At 49.7% G+C, this 17407-nt stretch carries 8 protein-coding genes, 2 tRNA genes and 3 rRNA genes; 1 reads left to right on the top strand and 12 read right to left on the bottom strand.

The features are described 5' to 3' along the window. The first annotated feature begins 56 nt into the window (after positions 1-56). Positions 57-575, top strand: a complete 519-nt coding sequence (locus ACPYIV_RS02595; protein WP_293731947.1) for a WbuC family cupin fold metalloprotein — start codon at positions 57-59, stop codon at positions 573-575. Here the strand turns inward: ACPYIV_RS02595 and ACPYIV_RS02590 are convergent. From ACPYIV_RS02590 to ACPYIV_RS02535, 12 genes are all read right to left on the bottom strand, one after another. Continuing rightward, positions 517-741 (bottom strand): helix-turn-helix domain-containing protein, encoded by a 225-nt coding sequence (locus tag ACPYIV_RS02590; protein ID WP_293731946.1) that lies wholly within the window; start codon positions 739-741, stop codon positions 517-519. The genes ACPYIV_RS02595 and ACPYIV_RS02590 overlap by 59 nt on opposite strands. Positions 742-809: 68 nt before the next feature. Continuing rightward, positions 810-1625, bottom strand: coding sequence for a peptidylprolyl isomerase (locus ACPYIV_RS02585; RefSeq protein WP_425885383.1), 816 nt, complete (start codon positions 1623-1625; stop codon positions 810-812). A 19-nt stretch (positions 1626-1644) separates the two neighbouring features. Then, positions 1645-3474, bottom strand: a complete 1830-nt coding sequence (locus ACPYIV_RS02580) for a peptidase U32 family protein (RefSeq protein WP_425885381.1) — start codon at positions 3472-3474, stop codon at positions 1645-1647. A 152-nt stretch (positions 3475-3626) separates the two neighbouring features. Further along, a complete protein-coding gene (gene metA, locus ACPYIV_RS02575) occupies positions 3627-4559 on the bottom strand; it encodes a homoserine O-acetyltransferase MetA (RefSeq protein ID WP_293731943.1) in 933 nt (310 codons plus the stop codon). 428 nt (positions 4560-4987) lie between these two features. Next, on the bottom strand, positions 4988-6361 hold the full coding sequence (locus ACPYIV_RS02570; RefSeq protein ID WP_293734845.1) for an efflux transporter outer membrane subunit: 1374 nt from the start codon (positions 6359-6361) through the stop codon (positions 4988-4990). A gap of 5 nt (positions 6362-6366) precedes the next feature. Next, the gene (locus tag ACPYIV_RS02565) at positions 6367-9495 is read right to left on the bottom strand and encodes an efflux RND transporter permease subunit (protein ID WP_425885378.1); all 3129 of its coding nucleotides are present in this window, start codon (positions 9493-9495) and stop codon (positions 6367-6369) included. Then, entirely contained in the window at positions 9492-10658 is a 1167-nt protein-coding gene (locus tag ACPYIV_RS02560; protein WP_299363705.1) for an efflux RND transporter periplasmic adaptor subunit, read from the bottom strand. The genes ACPYIV_RS02565 and ACPYIV_RS02560 overlap by 4 nt, the downstream gene beginning before the upstream one ends. Positions 10659-11044: 386 nt before the next feature. Next, positions 11045-11155, bottom strand: a 5S ribosomal RNA gene (gene rrf / locus ACPYIV_RS02555). Positions 11156-11264: 109 nt separating this feature from the next. Further along, a 23S ribosomal RNA gene (locus ACPYIV_RS02550) occupies positions 11265-14140 on the bottom strand. 183 nt (positions 14141-14323) lie between these two features. Beyond that, positions 14324-14397: transfer RNA gene (locus ACPYIV_RS02545), tRNA-Ala, on the bottom strand. A gap of 68 nt (positions 14398-14465) precedes the next feature. Then, a tRNA-Ile gene (locus ACPYIV_RS02540) sits at positions 14466-14539 on the bottom strand. Between the two features lie 157 nt (positions 14540-14696). After that, positions 14697-16223: ribosomal RNA gene (locus ACPYIV_RS02535) — 16S ribosomal RNA — on the bottom strand. Together the 16S, 23S and 5S rRNA genes with 2 tRNA genes alongside form the textbook arrangement of a ribosomal RNA operon. Positions 16224-17407: the final 1184 nt, after the last annotated feature.

Here is a 17407-nt window from a genome sequence, read left to right as displayed (position 1 = left end):
GGCATACCAGCCAATATTTATTTTGTACATTCGTCCCTCAGAAATCAATTATTCACATGAAGATCATAAACGAAACTCTATTGGACGAAACGACCGGGCGTGCCAAACAGTCGCCCCGGCTACGCATGAACTACAACTTTCATGAACGTTTGGACGATCCCGTCAACCGCCTGCTCAATGCCTTGGAACCGGGGACTTACCTCCGTCCACACCGCCATCTGAACCCTGCAAAGGACGAAATCTTCCTCCTGCTTCGCGGACAGGTCGCCGTTTTCCTCTTCGACAATGAGGGAAAGATCACAGCGACACAGATACTCGATCCGAAAGCGGGGGTCTACGGCGCCGAAATAAAGGCGGGGACATGGCACGGCCTGCTCGTCCTGGAGTCCGGCTCTGTCATATATGAGATTAAAGAGGGGCCGTTCGCTCCGCTCGCACCGGATAATTTCGCGCCCTGGAGCCCAGCCCCCGAAGAAACGGAAGAGATTCAAAGTTACCTGGAAATGCTAAAAACGGCTATAATTTGCGCCATTCCGACGGATGGCAGCCCAGAAGCGGAACCAGCCATTGGCTAAAAGCCGTGTTGCTCCCGAAATGCATGAAACGGGCGATCTCCAGACAGTTCATATCCGTGTCGCGCAACAGTTCTTTTGCCATCAACAACAGATAACGGCGCTGCCATTCGAGAAAGCTCATTCCTGTGAGGGCATACATGACGCCATGCAGGTGCTTGGTTTCCACATCCAAGTGTTTTGCATAAACAGAAGCCGGTTCGTGGCGCAACTTTTCATGAAAAACACAGTTTTCATCTATTTCTGGAATACTTTAGTCGAACGGATCATGACATCTTTCACCGGGCGGTCGTTTTTATCGGTCTTGACAAGCGACATCTTCTCGACTATATCGAAGCCGTCCACCACTTCGCCGAAGATCGTCACCGAGCCATCCAGATGCGGAACGCCACCGACATTCTTATAAATCTCGCGGCGGTCGGCAGGGATCGTGTAATATCCCAGCACTTCAAGCGTATCTTCCAACATGACGAGCGCCCGGTTCTCCAGCTCCGTCTTCATCGAGTCGGCGGCTAAGGACGGTTCCTGTTTCTTCAGGCGATCCTGAAATTTATAGAACAACCAGTTACGGCGTATCTCGTTGATGCGGGTTTCTTTCTGCACCAGCTCTTCATCCGTCAGCTTCTTTCCCTGGACGAAACAAAATTGTGTGCCGGCGGAAGCACGTTCTATATTCACGTCGTCGGTTTCTTTCGCATCGATCAGAGCGCCGCGTTTGTTAAAATGATGGGGTAAGATCTCGGCCGGGACGGTATAGCCTCCGTCGCCGTCGCCATAAAGCACACCGGGTTCATGCGCTTTACTGGCCGGATCGCCACCCTGTACGACAAAATCCTTGATAATGCGGTGGAACAACATCCCTTCATACTCGCCTGCCTGGCAGAGCTTGATGAAATTGTCGCGATGCAAAGGTGTATCGTCATAGAGCAGGACGGTTACGTCTCCCATCGAGGTGCGGACCGTTACATAAACCGGCTTATCCGGATCCAACGGCTTCTCTGCACAGGAGGCCAAAGTCAACAAAGACAAACAAAGCAATAATAGTGTTCTCATAACTTTAAATTTTAAACTTTCAACTTTCAAATACCAGCATCTGGCAATGCTTGCAGTCGAACTGCAGGCGGAGGCGCGTATCTTTATAAAGCAGATAATAGGGCTCCTTGTAGGGGGACTTGTTCTTCTGATAAGTAGGACACCAGCCCATGCTGTAGCGCAGGCAGTGTTTGGAGAACATCAGCGGAACGTCTTTCCGGGGAGAGAGTTCAAAGGCCGGGTCGACCTGCTCCACCCCGTGGTCCTGGTAGAACGAGCGGGCTTTCGCGTTGGCGACATTTCCCAAATAGGTCAAGCTGTTTTCGGGAAAGGGCGTTACCTCCGACGGCTGCACGCGTTTCACCGTCTCCCGGGGATAGCGGACGCGGCGGGCTTCCAACAGTTTCTCCACTCCTGCCCGGCGCATATCGGCGAGCAGGGAGGAGGGGACGAACCAGTTTTCAGACAGGCCGACTGTGACTTCGGATGCTTCGAACGGCGTATTCCCCAACTTGGAAAGCTGTGTGCGGATATTGTCTTGCTGCTCACGGCGGGCCAGTTTCTTCGCAAACGGCTCGGTCAGCATGATCCGCGCGCCTGTCTCATCCTCCATGCAGAGCGTAAAACCAAAGGGGTTGTCGAGAAACTCGATCCTGACGGACAATTTGCGTTCGGCCGAAGGCTTGGCGAGCAGTTTGTCGAAAGCCTGGTCGAAATTGCGGTAGAGCGGAGTTTTGGGGGTAAGCTGCGGCATATCCAACGGGAACACCCGATTTGCCTCCACCCGGTTCACGCGAAAACCTTCCAACTCGCCTTTCTTGTTGAAGAAGACAAGACCGTCGCCGTTGTTCAACTGCTTCAGTCCGGCCACGGTAAAGGAATTACCTTTGATCTCCTTGACCGTTCCGACGGGTTCGCCTAAGGATTTGGGCGTATCGAAAGCGGTAATATCCGCCGTCCGCCCTTCCAGCAGGAAGGGAGTGAAACCGCGGTTAAAGCTCTTTTCGGCTACCGGCTCGAACGTATAGATGCTTCGTCCGGCAGAGGCGCGACGGTATTCGGGGCGGCGGGACAGGATTGCGTCTAATTTTTTCCGGTAACAAGCCGTGATATTCTTCACATAGTCGACATCTTTCAACCGCCCTTCGATCTTGAAGGAAGAGACGCCGGCATCCAGCAGAGCCTCCAGCTGGCCGGAACGGTTCATGTCCCTGAGCGAAAGTAGATGCTTGTTGCAGACAATTTCCGTCCCGGCAGCATCGACCATCGTGTAGGGCAGGCGGCAGTATTGGGCGCATTCACCACGATTGGCGCTGCGCCCGCTCAGGGCGGCACTCAGGTAACACTGTCCGCTGTAACTGACACACAGGGCGCCGTGCACGAATACTTCCAGGGGGACGGTGGTTGCTGCCGCGATCCTGCGTATCTCGTTGAGCGACAGTTCACGTGCGAGGACGACCTGCGTAAAGCCGGCTGCTTCGAGGAAGCGGACTTTTTCCGGCGTGCGGTTGTCCGTTTGTGTGCTGGCGTGAAGCGGGATAGGCGGCAGGTTCAGCCGGGTGATCCCCATATCCTGGACGATCAAGGCATCCGTCCCGGCGCGCCAAAGGTCCCAGATCATCCGTTCGGCCTCGTCCAGCTCTTCGTCCATCAGGATCGTATTAAGCGTAACGTAGATGCGGGCGTCGTACAGGTGTGCATACTCGCAAAGCGCGCGTATATCTTCCAAAGAGTTGCCGGCAGCAGCGCGGGCACCGAACTTAGGGGCGCCGATATAGACGGCGTCAGCTCCATGATTGATAGCTTCGATCCCGCAATTGAGATCTTTGGCGGGTGAGAGAAGTTCTATGGGACGGGATTTTGTTTGCATAATGTTGTTGTTATGTACTGTCTGATATAAAACATGAATGATGATTTATGGGTATGTTAACAGCGACAATATCTTAGATCTGTAAGCCCTAAGACACCGTCAATATAATCACACTGATAAATCATCATTTAATTATTCACATTATTCCTTAATTACAAATCCCCCAACTTGCTGATATCCTCGATGCGGAACGGGGTTTCCTGGTAGATGTAATAGTTCAGCCAGTTGGTGAACAACAGATTGGCATGGCCACGCCAGCGAACTACCGGGCCGAGGGCGGGATTGTTATTGCGGTAATAATTGCGGGGAACGGCAATGGGCAATCCCTTGTTTACGTCACGCATATACTCGTCGTTCAGCGTATAAGGCGAATATTCGGAATGCCCGGTGATAAAAAACTCACGTCCCCCGCGCGCCATCGCCATATAAACGCCGGATTCCTCGCTCTCGGACAAGAGTGTCAGTTCGGGCACTTTCATCACATCTTCGCGGCGGATTTCCGTATGCCGGCTGTGCGGCACATAAAACTCGTCGTCGAAGCCACGGAAGATCGGCACGTAAGGCTCGCGCAACGTATGCCGGAACACGCCGAACATCTTGGCCGGCAGGTCGTATTTAGGCACACCATAGAAATGGTACAACCCGGCCTGCGCCGCCCAACAGATATATAAGGTGGATGTCACATGTGTACGTGCCCAGTCGAATATCTCGGTCACTTCCTCCCAATAGCTCACCTCCTCGAAAGGCATCTGCTCTACAGGGGCGCCGGTGATGATCATACCGTCGTAGTAGTCACCCTTCATCTCGTCGAAATCTTTATAAAACTCCTGCATATGCTCGATCGGGGTGTTCTTGGGAGTATGGCCCTTTATCTTCATAAAGTCAAGCTCTACTTGCAGGGGGGTGTTACTCAGGAGGCGCACAAGGTCCGTCTCCGTCGTGATCTTCAGCGGCATCAGGTTCAGCACAACCACACGCAGCGGACGGATGTCCTGTTCAGACGCACGCAACGAGTCCATCACAAAAATGTGCTCTTTCTTCAACAGCTCAACGGCTGGTAAGTTTTTCTGTAGGTTTAAAGGCATCTTATTTCCTTGATTATTGATATAGGACACAAAGATAATGAGATTTTTTTCATTGACACAATCGGACTGGTTTGGAACAGGGCGACCGCACCAAATTCATTTTTAAGCGATACGATCTTATGGGCTACATAATTCAAGGAATAATCTATCCCTGCTACAAGAAAACTTATTTATATAGGCATAAAAAAACATCGGAGTGCCTATCAATTCTGTAATCAGTGCCAGTGATTATAAAATCAGTGCCAGCAATTATATAATCACAACCACTGATTATAAAATCACTGACACCGATTACAGAATTAGCAGGCACTTAAGAAAGAATTATTCGGGACAAAAACGGGTTTTTCTCTCCATGAAAATAAAGATTTGTTACTGCTGGATTTGGTGCGGTTGCCCTAGGTTTGGAACCTGCCCCTACAGGATTAAACCTATTCCCAGCCGCCCCCTAACGCTTTGTAAAGGTAGACCGCCGACAACAGTTCGTCCAGCATCCCCCTGTTCAAGCTCAGTTGCGCCTCGAGAAAACCACGCTGGGCGTCCAGCACGTCCATGTAGCTGATGACACCATTGATGTATTGCAATTGGGCCAGCTGGAGATAGGTATCGGCCGCCTTGAGCAATTTCTCGTATGAACGGCGAACCTCCTTTGCTTTGCGGATCGTGACGATCGCATTATTGACTTCCTTGAAGGCGCCGAGCACGCTTTTCTGGTAGTTATATACCTCCTGTTCGTAGCGCGCACGGGCCGCTTTCAGCTTCGCTTTGTTCTTGCCCATCGCGAACAACGGTTGCAACAAGTCGCCAGCAAGAAGCCAGGCGGGACTCTTGATGAAATTCGTCAGTTCCTCGTTCTCAAAGCCTAAGTTACCGGTCAGGCTGATCTTCGGGAAGAGGTCGGTCTGGGCTATCCCTACCCGGGCATTCGCTTCGCGCAGCTTCTGTTCAGCCTGCCGCATATCCGGACGCCGTTCAAGCAGGGAAGAGGGCAAACCGACCGGCAATGTTTCCGGCAAGTGTTGTTCGTCGAAAGGCAATCCGCGCGGGATATCCCCCGGATACCGGCCGAGCAGGAAAGAGAGTTCGCTCTCCTTAATCCGGATTTTCCGCTCGATCGAAGGAAGCAGGGTTTCCGTACGGGCCAGTTCCACCTGTGCCTGACTATAGGATGTCTCGGATGTCAGGCCGCCTTCAAAACGCAGTTTGGCAAGGCGGATACCTTCGCGGCGGGCAGCTAACGTGTGACGCACGATGTCCTGCTCCTGATCGAGCGCGCACAGTTCGTAATAGGCGGCAGCCACTTCCGCCACCAAGGTCATCTGCAAGGCGCGGCGCGCTTCCACTGATTGCAGGTAGGCGGCAATCCCCGCTTCGTTTGCCCAGCGAAGGTTTCCCCAGAGGTCCAGCTCCCACGAGAGGGTCAGCTTGGCTCCGTATTCGGGATCGGGTTTAGGGGTGTCGCCTCCGTAATTTAGACGTTCCTTCTGTCCGTAGATACGGGCTCCTATTTCAGGAAACTGGTCGGCAAAGGTGATCCGCTTCGAGGCGACCATCTCCTTGATTTTCGAGGCAGCGATCTTCATATCTTTGTTATGTTCGAGAGCTATAGTGATCAGGCGCTGCAAAGTCGTATCGGCGTAGAGGCTCTGCCAGGGGATGCTGTCGATCGAAGCGGTGTCCGCCCCTGCCGTGATCTCTTGCGGGAGGTCCAGTTCCGGACGGGCGTACTTCTTGCCGATTTTGCAGGAAGAAAGCGCCAGCGTGAGGGACAAGACCGTGAGTATATAATAGATGTTTCGTTTCATTGTGATTATTTGTTTGTTGTTCGACGAAGAATACGTTCCATTCTTACTTTCGCCTTCATCTTGTAAATCAAGACAAAGAAAAAGGGAACCAAAACAATCCCGACCGTGATGGCGACCAGCATCCCGAAAAATACGCCGGTACCGATGCTGTGGCGCGAAGCAGAACCCGGTCCGCTTGCCAATACCATCGGAAGCATGCCCAGAACGAATGCCAATGACGTCATCAGGATCGGACGGAAACGCATCCGGGCGGCATGGAGGGCGGCTTTGGTAACCTCGATACCGGAATCGACCTGCACTTTGGCAAACTCGACGATCAGGATCGCATTTTTTGCCGCCAGGCCGATCAACGTCACTAATCCGATCTGGAAATAGATATCGTTATGCAGGCCCGTCGCCCATATCCCAAGGTATGCCCCCAACGCCGCAACCGGCAGGGAAAGCAGTACGGCGATCGGCACGATCCAGCTTTCATATTGGGCAGCTAAAAAAAGAAAAACAAACAGGAAGACCAGGGCCAAGACGAATCCGGTCTGTCCGCCAGCTTTCTTCTCCTGATAGGAAAGTCCGCTCCATTCCAGCCCGATGTTTTCCGGCAGATGCTCGCGGGCAATCCGTTGCATAGCGGCCATCGCCTCGCCGGAGCTATATCCGGGAGCGGCAACGGCACTGATAGCGGCAGTCGTGAACATATTGAAGCGCTTGATCGTTCCCGGTCCGGTCGTATAGCTGGTCGTTCCTAAGGCGGTCAACGGGACCATCGAGCCGTTCTGCGCACGGACAAAGAACAGTCCGAGGTTTTCGCGCGTTGCACGATAGGGGGCTTCCGCCTGGATATACACCTTATAGATACGGTTGAACATATTGAAGTCGTTGACGTAGACGGAACCCAGATAGGCTTTCATGGTCGAGAAGATATCCGTCAGCGGGATACCGAGGAATTTCGCGCGGTCGCGATCTACATTGAAGTAGAGCTGCGGTATCTCCGACTGCAAAGCGGATGACACGCCTGTCAATTCCGGCGCTTTCGATGCATAAAGCATGAAGGTGTCGGTCGCCGCCACCAGGTTATCCCAGCTGGCATCGCCACGGGCTTCCAATTGCATTTCCAGACCTCCGCTCTCTCCCAGCCCAGGTATCACAGGGGGGCGGTTCAAGTAGGCCAGTATCTCCGGATAGTATAAAAACTCTTTGCGGCACTGCTCCATTACGTCTTCCACTCTCATGTCGGATGATTTGCGTTCCTCCCAGGGTTTCAGGATAACGGTCAAGGTGGAACGGCTCTGCGATGTTCCGACACGGGTACTGCTACCTGTTACGTTCTGTACATATGCGACAGCCGACAGGTTCTCGATGAAAGAAATGGCGCGTTCCGTGACTTTGCGGGTGCGTTCCAGAGTCGCTCCTTCAGGCATTACCAATTCGACAGTAAAGAATCCCTGGTCCTCTTCGGGAATAAAGCTGGTCGGAATCACCCGGTTCAGCACAAAAATAAATACGATCACCATTCCGAAACCGACCAGGATGCGCTTCGGGTTCCGGATCGCTTTTTCCAGTAAGTAGACATATTTGTTATTGCCTTTGGCAAGCCAGATATTGATCTTCCGGAATACTATATTCTTTTTTTTCCTGTTCGGACGCAGGATAATCGCACACATGGCAGGGCTTAGCGTCAACGCCACGACCGTGGACAGTAACACGGATACCACAATCGTAATGGAAAACTGGCGGTACAAGGCTCCGGTTATTCCACTCAGAAAGCTGACGGGGACAAACACGGCTGCCAGCACCATAGAGGTAGCGATCAGGGCTCCCGACAGTTCGCGCATGGCTTTATGGGTTGCCTCGCGTGCCGTCAGATGTTCTTCGTGCATCAGGCGTTCCACATTTTCCACGACGACGATCGCATCATCCACCACAATACCGATTGCCAGGATCAGGCCTAACAACGTCAGCATATTGAGCGAAAATCCCATAACCAGCATAAAGCCGAATGTTCCGATCAGGGAGATAGGCACGGCGATTGTCGGAATCAGGGCTGCACGCCAGTTCTGCAGGGACAGGAATACGACCAGTACCACTAAGAGCAGGGCTTCAAACAAGGTTTTATATACCTCGTGGATAGACTGTGATATATATTCGGTTGCGTCGAAGGGGAACTTATATTCCAATCCTTCGGGAAAGTTCCGACTGATTTCTTTCATCGCTTCCTTTACGTTCGTAGCCACTTCGAGTGCATTGGCTCCCGGCAACATATAGATGGCGAGGATAGCCGCATTCTTGCCGTTCAACCCGCTTTCAGTCGAATAAGAAGAGGCTTCGAGCGAAACTCTTGCCACGTCACGGATACGAACGATGGAGCCGTCGGGATTGGCACGGACTACGATATCTTCAAACTCCTTTACCGTGGACAAACGTCCGCGGGCAGTAACAGGCAGGGTGATGTCGACATCCAAAACGGGTTGTTTTCCCAATTCACCGGCTGCCGATTCGCTGTTTTGCTCTTTCAAAGCATTCTGCAAGTCTTTTACGGTCAATCCCATATTTGCCAGGCGATCCGGATAAACCCAGATCTGCATGCCATAATAGCGGCTACCGATATTCGAGACACGGCCTACACCGGGAATACGGCGCAGCACGTCCAGCACGTTGATGGTCGCAAAGTTACTCAAATAGATCTCGTCGAAACGAGGATCGTCCGAAAGCAGGCTCAATGTCATCAGCTGGCTGGCTGATTGTTTTTCCACCGTGATGCCATTCTGCACGACATCTACCGGCAAACGGGATTCCGCCAGTTTCACACGGTTCTGAATCTCTACGGCCGAAAGATCCGGATTCGCATTCACATCGAACGTAACCGTGATAGTCAACCCTCCTGAGTTGGAGCTACTACTTTGCATATAGATCATACCCGGCGTACCGTTCAGTTCCTGTTCAATAGGAGTCGCAACGGCCTGCGAAACCGTCATGGCACTTGCACCCGGATAAGAAGCACTAATCTTCACAACCGGCGGCGTGATCTGCGGATATTGATCCACCGGCAACATCACCAACCCGATAACCCCGACAATAACAATCACCAAAGAGAGTACTGTCGAGAAAACGGGACGGTCTATAAAGAATCCAGGCTTCATTCTCCTTCCTCCTCTGCTCTTAATGCTTCAATCGCTTTATCGTCACCCGCCTGTATCGGTTGTACCAGCATACCGGGGACTAACTTATGATAGCCTTCTATTACGACTTGTTCATTTTCTCCCAATCCGCGTTCGATGACGATGTTGTTTCCAATTTCCGGTCCCGTCTGCACAAAACGTTTCTCTGCCACGTCATCCCGGCGGACTACATAAATGAAAGCTCCTCCTTTCTCGATGGAAATAGCTTTACGGGGAACAACAATTGCGCGTTCACGGACATCCAGCAAGAGTTTCACCTTTGTGAACTGTCCCGGAAGAAGTTTCCGGTTCGGGTTGGGTAGTTCGGCACGTACTCCGAATGTACCGGTCTGCGGATCAACAATCGGATCGGCAAAATCAACTATGCCTTTAACCGGGTATTCGGAATCGTCGGCCAATGTAACCGTTACGGTCGGCTGCCAGGAACGGGAGGTGTCCTGCTCCCCGAATTTAATGTTACGGCGTTCGGCACGTAAATAGTCCAATGCCGTCATCTTAAAGTCTACCAGCACAGTGTCGCTCTTTACAACTGCCGCCAGTTTAGAATTTACACCGGGTCCGACGAGGGCACCTACATCCACAAAACGTTCACTGATGTATCCGGCAAGCGGAGAAATTACGGTCGTATAACTCAATTCAAGTTGTGCCAGGTCCAGATCTGCCTTACTCATGGCAATATTCGCTTCTGCATCTCCCAACGACGCTAACGCATTATCCAAATCCAATTGGCTGGCTGCATGTTGCTCGTACAAAGGCTGCAAACGTTCTACATCACGTTTGGCTTTTGCAGCCTGCGCTTCGTTCTTTTTCAATTGTGCTTTGGCTTTCTCTACCTTTGCCTTATAAAGAGCTGAATTAATAATGAAAAGAGGTTCGTTCTGCTTCACTTCCTTTCCTTCCACAAACAACATCTTTTCCAGATAACCTTCAACACGGGCATGTATCTCTACGAACCGGGCTGCCCGGATGCGCCCTACATATTCACCAAAGATCTGTACATCCTCCTTCGCTGGTTTATCAACAATCACAAGGGGTTTCAAAGGTTGATCCTTATGCCGACATCCTGTAGCAAACACAATTAAGGCTAAAAACACAGCCCCTTTAATCAATCTTTCTCCTACCATTTTCTAATATCTATAATTGACATTTAATCATACTATATATCTATCTCTAAATTAAGAAATGAAATAATCATACCATTGTTTCAACAGAGACGTTAAAAAACATTATATAGCTTATTATTAACGCTATAATCCTGGCATGAAATAGCTTGTTATCTAAACCATAATCCCTATATGTAGAATTATTCCACATTCTCCCTGAAATATCCCCAATTACGACGTTTAAGTGTTTCCCTATATAAAGCAATCCTTCAAAGAGACTTCTATAGAACAGAAAAAGGAGATGTGTATAATACGAAATGTGCGGAAACTATCGGTGGTTCTTCTGTTCCACCGACCTTCTTAAACGAAGAAAGCCGACCCAAAACTGGATCGGCTTTCTTGCTCTAAAACGGCGGCTATCTACTCTCCCACTTTTACGCAGTACCATCGACGTGGTTGGGCTTAACTTCTCTGTTCGGAATGGGAAGAGGTGGATCCCCAACGCTATAACCACCTTAATATCTTTTTTCTTATATATTAAGATTTTTGACTGGACAACCCCAAGGATTTGTCTTGTAACTCTTATGTTCTTTTCAAGCATACTGCCTATATAGCAACCCTTACATGATTTGAAAGTCCCGGGCTATTAGTACTACTCGGCTTCGACATTACTGCCCTTACACCTGTAGCCTATCTACGTCGTAGTCTACAACGACCCTTGAGGGATATCTCATCTTGAGGCTGGCTTCGTACTTAGATGCTTTCAGCACTTATCCAATCCAGACTTAGATACCCGGCGGTGCTCCTGGCGGAACAACCGGTAAACCAGTGGTCTGTCCAACACGGTCCTCTCGTACTAGTGTCAGAGCCCCTCAAATATCCTACGCCCACGATAGATAGAGACCGAACTGTCTCACGACGTTCTGAACCCAGCTCGCGTGCCACTTTAATGGGCGAACAGCCCAACCCTTGGGACCTTCTCCAGCCCCAGGATGTGACGAGCCGACATCGAGGTGCCAAACCGCTCCGTCGATATGAGCTCTTGGGAGCGATCAGCCTGTTATCCCCGGAGTACCTTTTATCCTTTGAGCGATGGCCCTTCCATGCGGAACCACCGGATCACTATGCTCTAGTTTCCTACCTGATCGACTTGTGAGTCTCCCAGTCAAGCACCCTTATGCCATTACACTCTACGACCGGTTACCAATCGGTCTGAGGGTACCTTTAGAAGCCTCCGTTACTCTTTTGGAGGCGACCACCCCAGTCAAACTACCCACCATACAGTGTCCTCTTTTCCAAGAGTTAGAACTCAAACAATCAAAGGGCCGTATTTCAACGGCGACTCCACAAACACTGGCGTGCCTGATTCATTGTCTCCGGCCTATCCTACACATCAATTGCCCAAATTCAATGTAAAGCTATAGTAAAGGTTCACGGGGTCTTTTCGTCCCATCGCGGGTAATCGGCATCTTCACCGATACTACAATTTCACCGAGCTCACGGTTGAGACAGTGTCCAGATCATTACACCATTCGTGCAGGTCGGAACTTACCCGACAAGGAATTTCGCTACCTTAGGACCGTTATAGTTACGGCCGCCGTTTACTGGGGCTTCAATTCAAACCTTCTCTTGCGATAAGCTCTCCTCTTAACCTTCCAGCACCGGGCAGGTGTCAGGCTGTATACTTCATATTTCTATTTCGCACAGCCATGTGTTTTTGTTAAACAGTTGCCTGGACCTATTCTCTGCGCCCAGCCTTACAGCTGGGACCCTTTATCCCGAAGTTACAGGGTCAATTTGCCTAGTTCCTTAACCGTGAATCACTCGAGCGCCTCAGTATTTTCAACCCAACTACGTGTGTCCGTTTACGGTACGGGTACTTTATGAATATGCTTAGCGGATTTTCTAGGGAGCCTGATTACATCCATATTGCCTTGTACAAGTACTCGGCATACTGTCAGGTTCAACTCTCGGGGCGGATTTGCCTACCCCGATCGACGCCTACACCCTTCAACCATCTATTCCGTCAGATGGCAGGACTGTCACTTCTCCGTCTCCACATCGCTCCATAAAGTAGTATGGGAATATTAAACCATTCTTCCATCGGAATCGCCGTTCGGCTTATCCTTAGGTCCCGACTTACCCTGATCCGATTAACGTTGATCAGGAAACCTTAGTCTTTCGGCGAGGGAGTTTCTCACTCCCTTTATCGTTACTTATACCTACATTTGCTTTTCCATGCGCTCCAGCAACGGTTATCCCTTACCTTCGACGCACATGGAATGCTCCCCTACCATGTATTACTACATCCATAGCTTCGGTAAACAGTTTATGCCCGAGTATTATCCACGCCAGACTCCTCGACTAGTGAGCTGTTACGCACTCTTTAAATGAATGGCTGCTTCCAAGCCAACATCCTAGCTGTCTCTGCAGTCTGACTTCGTTAGTTCAACTTAACTGTTATTTGGGGACCTTAGCTGATGGTCTGGATTCTTCTCCTCTCGGACGCGGACCTTAGCACCCGCGCCCTCACTCCTTATCAATATATAGCACGCATTCGGAGTTTATCTGGACTTGATAGGCGGTGAAGCCCTCGCATCCAATCAGTCGCTCTACCTCATACTATACTTAATAAAGGCTGCACCTAAATGCATTTCGGGGAGTACGAGCTATCTCCAAGTTTGATTAGCCTTTCACCCCTACCCTCAGTTCATTGGAACACTTTTCAACGTATACCCATTCGGACCTCCAGTTAGTGTTACCTAACCTTCATCCTGACCAAGGGTAGATCACTTGGTTTCGCGTCTACTCCCTCCGACTATGGCGCCCTATTCAGACTCGCTTTCGCTTCGGCTCCGGACCTGAAGTCCTTAACCTTGCCGGAGAAAGTAACTCGTAGGTTCATTATGCAAAAGGCACGCCGTCACATCTTACGATGCTCCGACCGCTTGTAGGCAGACGGTTTCAGGGACTATTTCACTCCTCTGTTCGAGGTGCTTTTCACCTTTCCTTCACAGTACTGGTTCGCTATCGGTCTCTCGGGAGTATTTAGCCTTACGGGATGGGCCCCGTAGATTCACACAGAATTTCTCGTGCTCCGCGCTACTCAGGATACCACTAAGCTTCGTCAAGGAGTCGTATACCGGGCTATCACCGTCTATGGCCATCTTTTCCAAGATATTCTACTTCCTTAATTTCTTGCTACGCCGTGGTCCTACAACCCCGACAATGCCTAAACATTGACGGTTTGGGCTATTCCGCGTTCGCTCGCCACTACTTGCGGAATCACTTTTGTTTTCTTCTCCTATGGGTACTTAGATGTTTCAGTTCCCCACGTTCGCTTTCCTTACGGAATGGCTGGCCTTCAACCAGCCGGGTTGCCCCATTCGGAAATCCCGGGATCAATGGTTATTTGCACCTACCCCAGGCTTATCGCAGCTTATCACGTCCTTCATCGCCTCCGAGAGCCAAGGCATCCACCGTCTGCCCTTACTTACTTTCTTTATCACTGACACTTGACGGATTCGCAATTTTGCAATTACTTATCCATCGCGCGTCGGATTGATATATCTTCAGTTTGCTCTTATTTATTCGTTACTTAACTTTTTTGAAGTTGTCCAATACGTCAAAGATCTTTTGTTTAATGAATAATTAATAATTAACAATTAAAAACCACTCATCTTATGTGGAGAATAACGGATTCGAACCGTTGACCCTCTGCGTGCAAGGCAGATGCTCTAGCCAGCTGAGCTAATCCCCCGTATAACAGGTGAAAGTGGACAGTTTCTTAACTTTCAACTTTCAACTCTTAACTTTCAACTTCATAAGTAGTCCCAGGCAGAGTTGAACTGCCGACCTCTACATTATCAGTGTAGCGCTCTAACCAACTGAGCTATAGGACTGTCAACTGTTGTGTTGCCTGAGAGTTTCTCATCTCAGCTTCATCTTTCTCTTTACTGGTTGTCCAGTTTTAAGATCATATATGAATACATATTCAACCGTAGTACACGAGAACTACATACCTGTCGTTCTCCTACTTTAACCAGATTCAGGCTCCAGAAAGGAGGTGTTCCAGCCGCACCTTCCGGTACGGCTACCTTGTTACGACTTAGCCCCAGTCACCAGTTTTACCCTAGGCCGATCCTTGCGGTTACGGACTTCAGGTACCCCCGGCTCCCATGGCTTGACGGGCGGTGTGTACAAGGCCCGGGAACGTATTCACCGCGCCATGGCTGATGCGCGATTACTAGCGAATCCAGCTTCACGGAGTCGAGTTGCAGACTCCGATCCGAACTGAGACATGGTTTGGAGATTAGCATCACATCGCTGTGTAGCTGCCCTTTGTCCATGCCATTGTAACACGTGTGTCGCCCCGGATGTAAGGGCCGTGCTGATTTGACGTCATCCCCACCTTCCTCACAGCTTACGCTGGCAGTCTCACCAGAGTCCTCAGCTTTACCTGTTAGTAACTAGTGATAAGGGTTGCGCTCGTTATGGCACTTAAGCCGACACCTCACGGCACGAGCTGACGACAACCATGCAGCACCTCGTAATCAGCTATTGCTAGAAGGCCTCTTTCAAGGCCGGTCCGACTACGTTCAAACCCGGGTAAGGTTCCTCGCGTATCATCGAATTAAACCACATGTTCCTCCGCTTGTGCGGGCCCCCGTCAATTCCTTTGAGTTTCACCGTTGCCGGCGTACTCCCCAGGTGGATTACTTAACGCTTTCGCTGTAGAGCTTACTGTCTATCGCAAACTCCTAGTAATCATCGTTTACTGCGTGGACTACCAGGGTATCTAATCCTGTTTGATCCCCACGCTTTCGTGCTTCAGTGTCAGTTATGGTTTAGTAAGCTGCCTTCGCAATCGGAGTTCTGCGTGATATCTATGCATTTCACCGCTACACCACGCATTCCGCCTACCTCAAACACACTCAAGTCTTCCAGTTTCAACGGCAATTTTATGGTTGAGCCACAAACTTTCACCGCTGACTTAAAAAACAACCTACGCACCCTTTAAACCCAATAAATCCGGATAACGCTCGCATCCTCCGTATTACCGCGGCTGCTGGCACGGAGTTAGCCGATGCTTATTCATACGGTACATACAAAACACCACACGTGGCGCACTTTATTCCCGTATAAAAGAAGTTTACAATCCATAGAACCTTCTTCCTTCACGCGACTTGGCTGGTTCAGACTCACGTCCATTGACCAATATTCCTCACTGCTGCCTCCCGTAGGAGTTTGGACCGTGTCTCAGTTCCAATGTGGGGGACCTTCCTCTCAGAACCCCTATCCATCGTCGGTTTGGTGGGCCGTTACCCCGCCAACTGCCTAATGGAACGCATGCCTATCTATCAGCGATGAATCTTTAACAAATAGTCCCATGCGGGACCCCTGTTTTATGGGGCATTAATCCGACTTTCGCCGGGCTATTCCCCTCTGATAGGTAAGTTGCATACGCGTTACTCACCCGTGCGCCGGTCGCCGGCAATGTATTGCTACACCCCGATGCCCCTCGACTTGCATGTGTTAAGCCTGTCGCTAGCGTTCATCCTGAGCCAGGATCAAACTCTTCGTTGTTAAATTGTTTTATATCTTCGCTCAGAATCTCGTTATTTTATTGTAGTTCCTTGACGGTATGTTTAGTATTTCTACTACGTCTCTTGTACTACTTGTTGATATGTAAATCTTTCAAAGAACTTATGCTATCTTTCGATTGCGGCTGCAAAGGTAAGGACTTTTTCTTAACTGCCAAATTTTTTCGAAGAAAAATTTCGGAAAGTTTTTCAAGCCACCGGGAGGCCGGACATCTCGCTTAGCTTTGCTAACCTCATCCCCCTATCCGGGCTACCTTCTATCATCATGTTGACTGCTGCCGTTCTCTCTCGAATGCGGGTGCAAAAGTAGAACTTCTGATTCTACTATCCAAATTATTCGGAGTGTTTTTTTTACGAATTTGTAGCGTTTTTCTGCTAACCTCTGAGCTTCTGCCTGTTACAAGTAAAACTTTTTTTATCATCCAAAACACCCATTTTCATAGTAAACTGCTCCTTTTTATACGCGTTTTATAATGTATGGAAAATACCTGTTGATGGAATTAAATTAATGCACATTCAACTTTGCCAACAGACTACAATATTTCATCTCGATAAACGGGCATTCTTATTCATTTTTCACAATAACCCCCTATTTTTCTATTTAATGAGAAAAAACGATTCATTTTGTTCTGTCTTTTTCACACCGATAAAGCGTTTTATCTTACACATAGGATAACCGTCTGCCTATCTCGTCTAAATTCGGACTACATTCGTCAATCGTTTTTTTTAAATACAGGACATTCTGGAAAACCTTAACTCCCGGAGAATCGAATATTTGAAAAGCTGCCAGGGAACGTACAGGAACAAAAGAGGGATTCGGGGGATATTTTGGGGATGTCCGGCACCTCGTTTCCACGACGACCGTCTTCATCACCATGACGACCGTCTTCATTGCCCCGAGTTGCCGAGTTCACTATACATGAGAACGGACTTCATGGCGATGAAGACGGTCGTCACGGGAAAAAACTGCGCAACTCACGGCTAAAACTTAAAATTACCATTTTTTTGATCCGGGTACAATCGCTCGGAAGAAACTTTATAAGGAGCTTACAAGGTTGTTTTCAGCACGTTTTGGACAATAAGTCTTATAAATTCAGAGAACGATACCGACTTATTCACGATTTAAAGTTTTGACAAGGCAAAGCCGCTGGAATTCCAGCGGCTTTG

It is taken from the genome of Parabacteroides vesiculifaciens (assembly GCF_049860805.1).
Classification (GTDB): Bacteria; Bacteroidota; Bacteroidia; order Bacteroidales; family Tannerellaceae; genus Parabacteroides.
Note: the sequence above shows the minus strand (reverse complement) of the source record. Positions and strands in the feature narration are given on the sequence as shown.